The 11,760-nt window shown below is 67.6% G+C and carries 12 protein-coding genes and 1 tRNA gene; 6 read left to right on the top strand and 7 right to left on the bottom strand.

Going from position 1 to position 11,760, the window contains the following annotated elements; genetic code table 11:
- Position 1: 1 nt before the first annotated feature.
- Both xylB and xylA read right to left on the bottom strand, forming a co-directional pair.
- Positions 2-1,420: a xylulokinase gene (xylB, locus tag ACJJV6_RS18995; RefSeq protein WP_407709566.1), complete on the bottom strand. Its 1,419-nt coding sequence runs from the start codon at positions 1,418-1,420 to the stop codon at positions 2-4.
- Between the two features lie 3 nt (positions 1,421-1,423).
- On the bottom strand, positions 1,424-2,611 hold the full coding sequence (gene xylA / locus ACJJV6_RS18990) for a xylose isomerase (RefSeq protein ID WP_407709565.1): 1,188 nt from the start codon (positions 2,609-2,611) through the stop codon (positions 1,424-1,426).
- 182 nt (positions 2,612-2,793) lie between these two features.
- On the opposite strand from xylA, the gene ACJJV6_RS18985 reads away from it, so the two are divergent.
- Positions 2,794-3,966 (top strand): ROK family protein, encoded by a 1,173-nt coding sequence (locus tag ACJJV6_RS18985; protein WP_407710524.1) that lies wholly within the window; start codon positions 2,794-2,796, stop codon positions 3,964-3,966.
- Between the two features lie 55 nt (positions 3,967-4,021).
- Here ACJJV6_RS18985 and ACJJV6_RS18980 read toward each other — a convergent pair.
- Positions 4,022-4,094 (bottom strand) — tRNA-Arg (locus ACJJV6_RS18980).
- Between the two features lie 216 nt (positions 4,095-4,310).
- Between ACJJV6_RS18980 and ACJJV6_RS18975 the strand changes: the two genes are divergently transcribed.
- The 3 genes from ACJJV6_RS18975 (at position 4,311) to ettA (ending at position 7,294) form a co-directional block, all read left to right on the top strand.
- Complete coding sequence (locus tag ACJJV6_RS18975) at positions 4,311-4,871, top strand: single-stranded DNA-binding protein (protein WP_133351784.1); 561 nt, start codon at positions 4,311-4,313, stop codon at positions 4,869-4,871.
- A 118-nt stretch (positions 4,872-4,989) separates the two neighbouring features.
- On the top strand, positions 4,990-5,562 hold the full coding sequence (locus ACJJV6_RS18970; RefSeq protein WP_407709564.1) for a DUF6993 domain-containing protein: 573 nt from the start codon (positions 4,990-4,992) through the stop codon (positions 5,560-5,562).
- Between the two features lie 49 nt (positions 5,563-5,611).
- Complete coding sequence (gene ettA / locus ACJJV6_RS18965) at positions 5,612-7,294, top strand: energy-dependent translational throttle protein EttA (protein ID WP_009372887.1); 1,683 nt, start codon at positions 5,612-5,614, stop codon at positions 7,292-7,294.
- A gap of 63 nt (positions 7,295-7,357) precedes the next feature.
- On the opposite strand, the gene ACJJV6_RS18960 is transcribed toward ettA, so the two are convergent.
- On the bottom strand, positions 7,358-8,338 hold the full coding sequence (locus ACJJV6_RS18960) for an acyl-CoA thioesterase II (RefSeq protein ID WP_354176093.1): 981 nt from the start codon (positions 8,336-8,338) through the stop codon (positions 7,358-7,360).
- 63 nt (positions 8,339-8,401) lie between these two features.
- Here ACJJV6_RS18960 and ACJJV6_RS18955 point away from each other — a divergent pair, with 63 nt between their 5' ends.
- The gene (locus ACJJV6_RS18955) at positions 8,402-9,061 is read left to right on the top strand and encodes a hypothetical protein (protein ID WP_407709563.1); all 660 of its coding nucleotides are present in this window, start codon (positions 8,402-8,404) and stop codon (positions 9,059-9,061) included.
- Between the two features lie 13 nt (positions 9,062-9,074).
- Here ACJJV6_RS18955 and ACJJV6_RS18950 read toward each other — a convergent pair whose 3' ends face one another.
- Positions 9,075-9,527 carry a globin gene (locus ACJJV6_RS18950; RefSeq protein WP_009372883.1) on the bottom strand — a complete coding sequence of 151 codons (453 nt, stop codon included), beginning with the start codon at positions 9,525-9,527 and terminating at the stop codon, positions 9,075-9,077.
- A 2-nt stretch (positions 9,528-9,529) separates the two neighbouring features.
- Entirely contained in the window at positions 9,530-10,216 is a 687-nt protein-coding gene (locus ACJJV6_RS18945) for a mechanosensitive ion channel family protein (protein WP_407709562.1), read from the bottom strand.
- A gap of 65 nt (positions 10,217-10,281) precedes the next feature.
- Here ACJJV6_RS18945 and ACJJV6_RS18940 point away from each other — a divergent pair, with 65 nt between their 5' ends.
- Entirely contained in the window at positions 10,282-11,268 is a 987-nt protein-coding gene (locus ACJJV6_RS18940; RefSeq protein ID WP_407709561.1) for an NAD-dependent epimerase/dehydratase family protein, read from the top strand.
- Here the strand turns inward: ACJJV6_RS18940 and ACJJV6_RS18935 are convergent.
- On the bottom strand, positions 11,265-11,738 hold the full coding sequence (locus ACJJV6_RS18935) for an OsmC family protein (RefSeq protein ID WP_133351871.1): 474 nt from the start codon (positions 11,736-11,738) through the stop codon (positions 11,265-11,267). The two genes, ACJJV6_RS18940 and ACJJV6_RS18935, sit on opposite strands and share 4 nt — an antisense overlap.
- Positions 11,739-11,760: the final 22 nt, after the last annotated feature.

The raw sequence follows: 11,760 nt of genomic DNA, 5'->3' as shown, positions 1-11,760 counted from the left end.
CTTAGGCGTACAGCGCCGCGCAGCTCCGGTAACGGGCCAGCACTCCAGCGTCGTCCCTGCCCGCGGAAAGAACGACGGCGTCTGCCGCCCACTCCGGGAAGCGTCCCGCCAATGCCGCGGCGGCCTGCCGTGCGGCGCCGTCGGCCACATATTCGCCCGGCTGCGGCACGGCGACATCAAGTTCCAGCAGCCGCGGTGCCACCTCCTGCACGGCGGCGGACTGGGCGCCGCCGCCCACCAGCAGGATCCGCCGGGCGGCGACCCCCTGGCCCTGCAGCGCGGCAAGCCCGTCGGCCAGTGAGCAGACCACGCCCTCGACGGCTGCACATGCCATGTTCTCCGGGGTGTAGTTCGCGCGGGTGATGCCGTGCAGCGATCCTGTGGCGTCCGGCAGGTTGGGCGTCCGCTCGCCGTCGAAGTACGGGACCAGGGTCAGGCCCCCCGCTCCGGGCGCCGCCGACAATGCAAGCCGGTTGAATTCCGGAAGGTCCACTCCCAGCAGCGCCGCCGTCGCATCGAAAACGCGCGTGGCGTTCAGGGTGCAGACCAGCGGCAGGTAGTGCCCTGCGGCATCGGCGAAGCCGGCCACCAGTCCGGAGGGGTCCGCCGCCGGCGTTTCCGAGACGGCAAAGACCGTACCGGAGGTGCCCAGCGACATTACGGCGTCACCCAGCCGTGCCCCGGCGCCGAGGGCGGCGGCAGCGTTGTCCCCGGCGCCGGCGGCGACGAGGGCACCCTGCGGAGTCCGGCCTGCCGCTTCGAGCGGGCCGAGCACCCTGGGCAGCACCGGCACGTGGCCGAGCGAGGCTGCCAGGACCTCCGGGAGGTACCGGCCCTCCGCCGTCGAGTAGTACCCCGTCCCCGACGCGTCAGAACGGTCCGTGGCGAGGGCCTGCAGCCCTTCCCCGCCGCTGCCGGGGCCGTGGCCCATCAGCCGCCAGGAAAGCCAGTCGTGCGGAAGGCAGATGGCAGCCACCCTGGCGGCGTTTTCCGGTTCGTTTTCCGCCAGCCAGTGCAGCTTGGTCAGCGTCAGCGAGGCTCCTGGCACTGTGCCGGTCGTTTCTGCCCAGTAGCGGGCGCCGGCGGCAATGTCGCCGTCGCCCGCCGTCTTGATCAGGTCCGCCGCGGCACCTGCGCTGCGGGTGTCGTTCCAGAGCAGGGCGGGCCGGACTACCTCCCCGCCGCTGTCCAGGCAGACCATGCCGTGCTGCTGGCCTCCCACGGAGACCGCGGCAACGTCCTCGAGCCCGCCCGCCCGGGCGATGGCTTCCTGGAGTGCCGTCCACCAGTGCTCCGGGTGGATTTCCGAACCGTCCGGATGGGCGGCCCGTCCCTGCCGTACCAGCGCTCCGGTGTCCGCGTCGCGGATCACCACCTTGCAGGACTGGGTGGAGCTGTCGATGCCTGCTACGAGGGCCATGGCCTAGCGGGAGCCCAGGAGGTGTTCGATGGCGAGCTGGTTCAGCCGGACGAAGGCGAAGGAGCGTTCGGCGGCCTTGTCGGCGTCGAAATCCTCGAACGAGGCTGCGTCCTGGAGCAGGTCCGCGGCGGTTTCGCCCTGGGCAAGGGTGGCTTCGCCGAGTTCGAAGACACCGGAGGCCGCGAGGGCTTCCTGGATCTCGGAGTCTGCGCGGAAGGCGGTGGCACGTTCCTTGAGGAGCAGGTACATCGCCATGTTGGCCTTGGCGGACTCCCAGACGCCGTCGTAGCCGTCGGTGCGGGAGGGCTTGTAGTCGAAGTGCCGGGGGCCGTCGTACTTGGGGCCGCCGTTGGGGAAACCATTTTCGAGCAGGTCCACCGTGAAGAAGGCGCTGGTGAGGTCGCCGTGGCCGAAGACCAGGTCCTGGTCGTACTTGATGCCGCGCTGGCCGTTGAGGTCGATGTGGAAGAGCTTGCCGGCCCAGAGGGCCTGGGCGATGCCGTGGGTGAAGTTCAGGCCGGCCATCTGTTCGTGCCCGGTCTCGGGGTTCAGGCCTACGATGTCGCCGTGCTCGAGCTGGGCGATGAACGCCAGTCCGTGGCCGACGGTGGGCAGGAAGATGTCGCCGCGGGGCTCGTTGGGCTTGGGCTCGAGCGCGATGCGGAGGTTGTAGCCCTTTTCCTTGATGTAGGCGGCGGCTGTGTCCACGCCTTCCTTCATGCGGTCAAGGGCGGCGGAAAGGTCCTTGGAGCCGTCATATTCGCTGCCTTCGCGTCCGCCCCACATAACGAATGTTTCGGCGCCGAACTCGGCGGCGAGGTCGATGTTGCGCAGCACTTTGGACAGGGCAAAGCGGCGGACGGAGCGGTCGTTGGAGGTGAAGCCGCCGTCCTTGAACACCGGGTGGCTGAACAGGTTGGTGGTGACCATGGGTACCTTCAGGCCGGTTTCGGCGAGGGCTGCCCGGAAGTTCTTCAGGATCAGGTCCCGCTCCGAAGCGGTGGCTTCGAAGGGGATCAGGTCATTGTCATGGAAGGTGATGCCGTAGGCGCCGAGTTCACTGAGGCGGTGGACGGCTTCAACAGGGTCAAGGGCGGCGCGGGTGGCAACGCCGAACGGATCGGCTCCCGTCCAGCCAACGGTCCAGAGGCCAAAGGTGAACTTGTCTGCGGGGGTGGGGGAGAGGGTCATTGATGCTTCCTTGCATTCGTGCCGCAGCAGTGCGGGCAATTAGTTCATTGCCTGAACTATATGCACCGCCGTAGGCTGGGGTCAAGAGGTCCGGCGCCCCAGCCGGAGAAAAATTCTTTAGGGAGGTTCCATTGGCGACTGCCCCGGCTTTGCCTGCAACTGCGGCCGGCGTGCCCGGAAGCATGGGCGACGTCCGCCGGAGCAATACCGCGCTGGTGCTTGGGGCAGTAGCCAAGGCGCCCGCCGGTATCCACCCCAGCCGGGCCCAGCTGGCCACTGCCACGGGGCTGACCAAGGCGTCCGTGTCCAGCCTGGTCCTGGACCTCCTGGACGCGGGGCTCCTGCGTGAAACAGGGCAAAGCCAGCAGGGCCGCGGACGGCCCGGCGTCGGCCTTGAACTCAATCCCGCCCGTGGTGTCCTGGGCATGGAGATCAACGTCGACTACATTGCGGCGGGGCTGGTGGACCTGTCCGGAAACCTCCTGGTCCATGAAGTGCGCGAGCAGGACAACCGGTCCGCGGGTACAGGCCCCGTGCTGGCGGCACTGGCAGGCCTGGCCGGCACGGTCCGGGCCGCGGCGGGGGAGCGCGGCGTCGAGGTCCTGGGTGGAGGGCTCGCGGTGCCCGGTCTTGTGGATCCCGCGGCGGCACGCATCCTCACCGCGCCAAACCTGGGGTGGGCCAACGTCACGCTGGAGCCCGGCGCGGTGCTGCCGGGCGCGCCCCTGGGCGTGGCGCTTTTCAACGAAGCCAACGCAGCAGCCCTGGCCGAGGTACGGCACCGGCCAAAGGACGGCTCCGACTTCCTGTTCGTTTCGGGCGAAGTGGGTGTCGGCGGCGGGCTGGTCATCGGTTCCGAACTGTTTACGGGCCCGGACGGGCATGCCGGGGAGGTTGGGCACGTGGTGGTGGAACCCGACGGCACCGGCTGCTCCTGCGGGGGAACCGGGTGCCTGGAAACAGTGGCGGGCCAGGACGCGATCCTTGCCGCCGCCGGTATCGCAGCCGATACCCGGACACGGTCTGCGTCGATGGCCCTGCTGGTACAGGCGCTGCAGGCGGGCGAACCCGCGGCGCTGGCGGCCGTGAACCGTGCCGGCCGGTATCTCGGTGTGGCACTGGCTTCGACCATGCGGGTGGTAAACATTGGCTCCGTGGTGCTCGGTGGCCACTTCGCCGTCCTCGATCCGTGGCTGCGGGCACCGCTGCTGGCAAGCCTCGGCAGGTACGCCCCCGGCAGGTTTTCCCCGGAGCAGGTGACTCTTTCCGTGGTGGGGGAGTCAGGGGCGCTTCTCGGCGCCGCCGGCAGCGTGGTCCGCTCGCTGATCGACGCGCCACACCTGCTGCAGTCCTGACCCGGCGTTAACGCGCGACGCCTCCGGTTCCTCGAACCGAAGGCGTCATCCGGCGTGCCCCAGGAGGGAATCGAACCCCCGACCGGCGGATTAGAAGGCCGCTGCTCTATCCCCTGAGCTACTGAGGCAGGTGCATCCGGAGCTGAACTCCGGCGCCTCGAAAAGTTTACATTGCCGGGACTGCCTGTGGTGCGTGTCCATCCCCGGGTGGTCGACTTCCCCTCTACAGGCGTCGCGAATGCGATGTTGTCCACATAGGAGCTGCGTGCCCTCGCCCCGTCAACGCTCCGGCGGCAAGCTGGTCTTGCCTGCTAGGGCATCACCATTAACGACAGGACGAAGAGATGAGCGACACCATCACGATCCGGGGCTTTGTTGCCACCGAGATCACGAGCGGCACCACGCCGGGAGGAACCGCCACTGCCTCCTTCCGCATAGCTTCCACCACCCGTCGGCGCGACAGGGAGACCGGCGTCTGGTCCGACAGCCACACAAACTGGTTCCTGGTCCAGGGCTACCGGCACCTTGCGGGCAGCATTGGCTGCAGCATCAGGAAGGGCCAGCCCGTCATCGTGGTAGGAAAGCTCAAGATCCGCAGCTGGGAAAGGGACGGCAGGGTCTACTATTCCCACACCATCGACGCCGACTCCGTGGGCCATGACCTCATGTGGGGCACGGCCAACTTCACCCGTTCTTCCACGAAGCCGGCTCTCTCGCTTGTGGAGCACGGGACCCCTCCCGGCCCGGCACACACCATCCACCCGGATGGCCCGCTCGACGAACCCGATGACGGCGACGACGACGTGGATGGCGGTGATCCTGCCGCCACCTACGTGGAGGACGGCGACGGCAACCTGGTGCCGCTCAATCTGGAAACGGGGGAACTCGCCGAATCAGGAGTCTAGCTTTCCCCAGTCAACGCGCCCACCAGGTTCCTGGGCGGGCAGGGTGCCGGCACCCCCCGGCCGCGCCCTGTCCGCCCAGGCTGCAAAACCGGCCAGGTTGCCGTGGCAGAATGACAGCATGCGGCTTACTCCTGACCACCGGCAGATCAACAGGGCCGGCGGCTCACCTGCTGCTCCCTCAGCATCCTTCCGTTTCCGGACGATGCCGCTTCGTATGCTTGCAAGCGCGGCGCTCCTGGTCCTGATGTCGGCCTGTACCCCCGGCTCCACCACTGAACCTGCCGGGTCCGCCACAGGCAATGAAGAGCCGGCTGTGCAAACTGCTCCCGCCGGAGACAGCGGAGCAGGCGGCCAGGCGCTCGCAGACACGTCGGCCAAGCCCTCAGCCAATCCCGAAGCTGTGGCCACCGAAGAGGTTAAGGAGACGGTCACTACCGTGCTGACCCAGCTCGCGGCGGCGGCGCCCAAGCCGGCCACCGCCCAGGTGACCGACGCCCTTACCGGCGCCGGCATTGCACCCGGCGTCCTGCAGGTCTCCCAGAGCCGTACCCCCACCGGCCTGGAGGCTGATGCCATTGAAGCGGCCGTGCTGCAGGGCAAGGATTGCGTCATCGGCCAGGTCAGGGAAGGGACAGTGACGGTCACGGTCCTGCCCGTGCTGGCGAACGGCAAGTGCTTCGTCGGCTCCTGAGTCTGCCGCAAATATGAGTTAAGCCCGCCAACCCACTAGATTTGGAACCATGGCGGAATTTATCTACACAATGACCAAGGCCCGAAAAGCCGTTGGCGAAAAGCTCATTCTTGACGACGTAAGCATGTCGTTCTTCCCTGGCGCCAAGATTGGCGTTGTAGGCCCTAACGGTGCCGGTAAGTCCACCATCCTCAAGATCATGGCCGGACTGGACACCCCCTCGAACGGCGAAGCCCGGCTCAGCCCCGGCTACACCGTGGGTATCCTGCTCCAGGAGCCCCCGCTGAACGAAGAGAAGACCGTCCTGGGCAACGTCCAGGAAGGCGTGGGCGAGATCTACGGCAAGATCCAGCGCTTCAACGAGATTTCCGAGGAAATGGCCAGCCCTGACGCTGACTATGACACCCTCCTCGAGGAGATGGGCAAGCTCCAGGAAGCCATCGATGCCGCCGACGCCTGGGACCTGGATTCCCAGCTCGAACAGGCCATGGACGCCCTCCGCTGCCCGCCTGCCGACGCCGACGTCACCAACCTTTCCGGTGGTGAGCGCCGCCGCGTCGCCCTGTGCAAGCTTCTCCTGCAGAAGCCGGACCTGCTGCTCCTCGACGAGCCCACCAACCACCTGGACGCCGAAAGCGTCCTGTGGCTCGAACAGCACCTCTCCAGCTACCCGGGCGCCGTCCTGGCCGTGACCCACGACCGTTACTTCCTCGACCACGTGGCGGAATGGATCGCCGAGGTGGACCGCGGCCACCTATACCCCTACGAGGGCAACTACTCCACCTACCTGGAGAAGAAGCGCGCCCGCCTGGAGATCCAGGGCAAGAAGGACGCCAAGCAGGCCAAGCGCCTCGCCGAGGAACTCGAGTGGGTCCGCTCCAACGCGAAGGGCCGGCAGACCAAGTCGAAGGCCCGTTTGGCGCGCTACGAGGAAATGGCAGCCGAGGCTGACCGTACCCGCAAGCTTGACTTCGAAGAGATCCAGATTCCGCCGGGACCCCGCCTGGGCGGCCTGGTGCTGGAGGCCAAGAACCTCCAGAAGGGCTTCGAGGACCGGGTGCTCATCGACGGACTGTCCTTCAGCCTGCCGCGCAACGGCATCGTCGGCGTCATCGGACCCAACGGCGTGGGCAAGACCACCCTGTTCAAGACCATCGTCGGCCTGGAGCCGCTGGACGGCGGCGACCTCAAGATCGGTGACTCCGTCAAGATCTCCTACGCGGACCAGAGCCGCGGCGGCATCGACCCCAACAAGACGCTGTGGGAGGTTGTTTCCGACGGCCTCGACTTCATCCAGGTGGGCCAGGTGGAAATGCCGTCCCGCGCCTACGTGGCCGCCTTCGGCTTCAAGGGCCCAGACCAGCAGAAGAAGGCCGGCGTGCTTTCCGGCGGTGAGCGCAACCGCCTGAACCTCGCGCTGACCCTCAAGCAGGGCGGAAACCTGCTGCTCCTTGACGAGCCCACCAACGACCTCGACGTCGAAACCCTCAGCAGCCTGGAGAACGCGCTGCTCGAGTTCCCCGGCTGCGCCGTCGTCGTATCCCACGACCGCTGGTTCCTGGACCGGGTGGCCACGCACATCCTGGCCTACGAAGGTGACGACGAAAACCCCTCCAAGTGGTATTGGTTCGAGGGCAACTTCGAGTCCTACGAGGAGAACAAGGTGGAACGCCTGGGCCCCGATGCTGCCAAGCCGCACCGTGTGACCCACCGCCGCCTGACCCGCGACTAGGAGTCAAGCGCCAAGGAGGCCGGCACCCGTTGGGTGCCGGCCTCCTGCGTATCGTCGTGCCTGCTACTCCCGGCCGGCTTTGCGGATCTGGTGTTCCAGGACCTTGGACTGGAAAGCCCCCACCACCTTGCTCTTCACATCCGTGGGAACCCGGACCATGCCCTCCTGCGCCACCGAAGCCACGTGCTGGCCGGCCTGGTTAAAGATCTTGCCGGTGGCCAGCCCGCGGGCGCCCTGCGCACTGGGGGACTCCTGGACGTAGAGCAGCCATTCATCAACGCGGGCGGGCCGGTGCCACCACATGGCGTGGTCGAGGCTGGCAACGTTCATTCCCGGCGTCATCCAGCTCAGGCCGTGCCGGCGCAGGATGGACTCGAGGAGCGTGTAGTCGCTGGCGTAGGCGAGGGCCGCCCGGTGCAGGTTGGCGTTGTCCGGCATGGGCCCGAACGTCTTCATCCATACCGCGTTGCGGGCTTCCCGGGTGCCTTTGGCCGAGATGTACAGCGGCGGATCCACGTGCCGGATATCGAAGGGCCGTTCATAGGCGTAGTGCCGCGCGACGGGATTGTCGAACTTGCCGAGCAGGTCCGCGGTGGAGGGCAGGGACTCGGGGTCCGGGATCCCGGCAGGCATGGCCGACTCGTGCTCGACGCCCTCGTCCTCGCCCTGGAAGGACGCGATCATCGACAGGATGGGCACGCCGTCCTGGTAGGCGTGGACCCGGCGGGCGGAAAAGGAGCGGCCGTCCCGGAGGCGCTGCACCCCGAACGTGATGGGCTTGTTGGCATCGCCCGGCCGCAGGAAGTACCCGTGCATGGAATGGACGAACCGCTCCGGGTCCACGGTGCGGATGGATGCGATCAGCGACTGCGCCAGGACCTGGCCGCCGAACACGCGGTGGTGGGGCTGCTGCTGCGACGGCCCAAGGAAGATGTCCTCGTCCGTCCGGGCTCCCTCCAGCTGGCCAAGGTCAAGCAGTTTGATCAGCGACAACGTGGGGTCACCGTTCGGCGGCGCCAGGAGTCCGGCTTCGGCTTCAGTCATGGTTTGACTCTAGACGGCGCCCCGGCACTGCTCAACCGCGGCCCAGCCGGTAGTGTTCTTGATGTGTCTGATCTCCTCACCTCGTCCTTCCGCTTCGCTGATCCCCGCGATCTTGCCGACCTGAAGACTTATGCCACGCGCGCCAAAGCGATCGACGACGGCGCCATCCGGCTGCAGGCCGCGGGTTCCGTCCTCGCCGCGTACGTGTGCGTGCTGCGGCCCCGCCTGCTGGGTGAATCCACCCCCACCATCCTCGGGCTGCGCACCATGGCCTTGGCAGCGCCGTCGGAAACGGACGTTACGGTGACGCTGTCGGCTGTGCTGGACCGCCTGGCCAGGGCAGGGGAGGACGACGTCGAGTTGCCGGTTCCGCCCACCACCGTCACCGAGTCCTGGACGGGCGTGGGTGCGCCCCGCAGCGGCTGGGAGCTGCTGGGCCCGCGAAGCGACGCGTCCCTGCGGGAAGCAGCCGAAGCCGGAATCGCCGAAGTGGCCTCGATTGTGCCGGATAAGCCGGGCGCGATGATCGTCAACAACGCGAGGGCAGCCGTGTGGGGCAGGGAACTGGACGATTCGGGGCTGCCTGCGGGTGCAGCCTTCGCCGCCCTCGCCCTGGGTTTCCTCGCGGACGGCGACCAGAAGCTGTACCGCGCCGGCCGCTGGTTCCGGCTCTCCGGCCCCCGCGGACACGTCCTTGCCCGGACCGGAAGCGGGTTGCTCTAGGAGCAGGAACCGCCTACTGGCCGGACGGGCTGTTAATCATGGACAGCGCTGCCCGCTCCATGTAGTCCCACAGGGTGCCTTCATAAAGGGGCGGCAGCTCCAGGGCGTCCACGGCCTTGCGCATGTGGAACAGCCAGCGGTCCTTGGCCTCGGGCGTCACCTTGAACGGCATGTGGCGCATCCGGAGACGCGGATGGCCGCGCTCCTCGCCGTAGGTGGTGGGACCGCCCCAGTACTGCTCCAGGAACATCAGGAACCGCCGCTTGGCCGGCCCCAGATCCTCTTCCGGGTACATCGGGCGCAGCAGCGGATCGGTCGCCACGCCGTCGTAAAAGACATCGATGAGCTTGGCGAACGTGTCGTGGCCGCCGACGGCGTCGTAGAAGTTGTCCGTGTAGCCGGGCTGGCTGAAGGGATCGTTCTGCATCAGCTGGCGCGGCCGCTGGGGCTCAACGGGAATCGTCATGGCTACTCTCCGGCTTTCTGGTTTGTCTTCGTGTTCTCGGCACCGTGGTCCGAGCCCTGGTCGGTGGTGCCGTCCGGCCCCTCATGCAGCGGGACGTAGTTTCCCTGCGACCGGTTGCCCACGCGCAGGATTTCACCGTTGCGCAGGTACCAGATGGCGCCGTCGTCGGACCGGACGCGGGTGATGCGCAGGCCCATCGACTCAACCACGCCCACCACCTCGCTGGTCTCGATCACGTCGCCGATCCCGTACTGGTCCTCGATGGTGATGAAAATGCCCGCCAGGAAGTCGCGGATCAGCTGCTGGGCGCCGAAACCGATGGCCACACCCAGGATTCCGACGCTGGTGAGCAGCGGGGCGATGTTGATGTCCAGGTTCTGAAGCACGTACATGCCGGTGATGACCACCACCAGCACGCCCACGACGCTGTTCAGCAGGGACCCGATGGTCTCGGCGCGCTGCACGCGCCGTTCATGGTCCAGCGCACGCAGCGCGGGGGCCACCCACTTGAAAGTGCGGTTCTTGAAGAAGTTGCTGCCGGACGCCACCCGCCGCGTGATGCGGGAAATAACGAACGTCGCCACCAGCCACACGGCAACGCCCACGCCGAGGCTGATCACGATCCCCGTGATACTGACGCCGTCCGGATCGGACGCGGCGGACGGCAGGACTGACAACATATTGACCATAGGTGGGAAAACTCCTTGAAGCGCGGCTCTGTTCTCCTTTAACCCTAGCCCCGTAGCGTGGAGCAATGCGCATCCTCATCCTCGGCGGAACCGCCTTCCTGTCAGCAGAAATCGTCCGCCAGGCAGCCGGCGCAGGCCACCGGATTGCCTGCCTGGCGCGGGGAACGGCGGGCCCGCCACCGCCGGGTGCCGAGTGGATCCGGGCAGACCGTTCACTGGGCGCGAAAGCCTATGGCGGCGTGTCGGGGGAGTGGGACGCCGTCATCGACGTCGCCCGGAACCCGGCCTTCGCCCGGGACGCGCTGGCGTGCCTCGCAGACCGGGCGGCGCACTGGACTTTCGTATCCAGTTGCTCCGTCTATGCGGACCACTCGGTCCCCGGGGCAACGGAGGACGCGGCACTCCTGCCGGCACTGGACCCGGGTGTGGAATCCACTGCCGAAAACTACGGCGAATCGAAGGCGGCCATTGAGGACGCCACCCTTGCTGCCGCCGGCGGCAGGGCCCACCTTTGCCGGGCAGGCCTGATTGGCGGCCCCGGCGACGGCTCGGACCGCTACGGCTACTGGCCGGCGCGCCTGGCCAGGGACAACAAACCGGTCCTCGTCCCGGACATCGGCGGGTACCCCACGCAGGTCATCGACGTCCGCGACCTTGCCGGCTGGATTTTGCTGGCCGCGGAACGAGGCACCACCGGTGCTTTGAACGCGGTGGGGGAGACAGTGCCGTTCGGACAATTCCTCGAGGCGGCGCGGGCGGCTGCCGGCCATCGTGGGCAGATCGTCACGGCTGGCGAAGAATGGCTGGCGCAGCAGGGCGTGGAGTACTGGTCCGGCCCGGACTCGCTGCCGCTGTGGCTTCCACCCGGCCATGACGGCTTCATGGCCCGCAGCAACCAGGCCGCCAAAGCGGCAGGACTGGTCCTGCGGCCCTGGCAGGAAACCCTGGCGGACACCCTGCTCGACGAACGCAGCCGGGGCCTGGACCGGCCACGCAGGGCCGGGCTGGCACCCGCCACGGAAGACCGGCTGGTGGCGAGCCTCGCAGGCTAGGCAACCACCGTGACAGGTTCGTGCTCCACCGGGAAGTTCACGCTCCGGGCAATGAAGCAGACCTGGTTGGCCTCGTGGTGCAGCCGGGCGGCCAACTCCGCCTGGCCGCCGTCGGCGAGGGTGACCCGGGGGCGCAGCGTCACGCGCTCAAACTGGCCGCTGCCGTCCCGGTTCAGCCGGAGCATCCCCGTCGCTTCGTCGCGGTAGTCCGTCACCACCACGCCGTGCTTGACGGCCACATGCAGGTAGGAAAGCATGTGGCACTGCGCCAGCGCGGCCAGGAGCAGCTGTTCCGGGTTGTACCGTTCCCGGTCGCCGTGGAACGTCGGGTCGGCGGAACCCTTGAGGACAGGCAGCCCGGGGATGATGATGTCGTGGTCCCGTGAGTAGGCGCGGTAGGACGTGGTCCCGTCACCCAGGTTGCCGGTCCACTGCACCGCCAGTTCGTAGTGGTGTTCGGAAAGGCCCATCATTCACCTCCGGCCGGCGTGC

Origin of the sequence: Arthrobacter nitrophenolicus, from assembly GCF_045833485.1 — a bacterium.
GTDB classification, from domain to species: domain Bacteria; phylum Actinomycetota; class Actinomycetes; order Actinomycetales; family Micrococcaceae; genus Arthrobacter; species Arthrobacter nitrophenolicus.
This window is presented reverse-complemented; position numbering and strand designations above follow the sequence as displayed.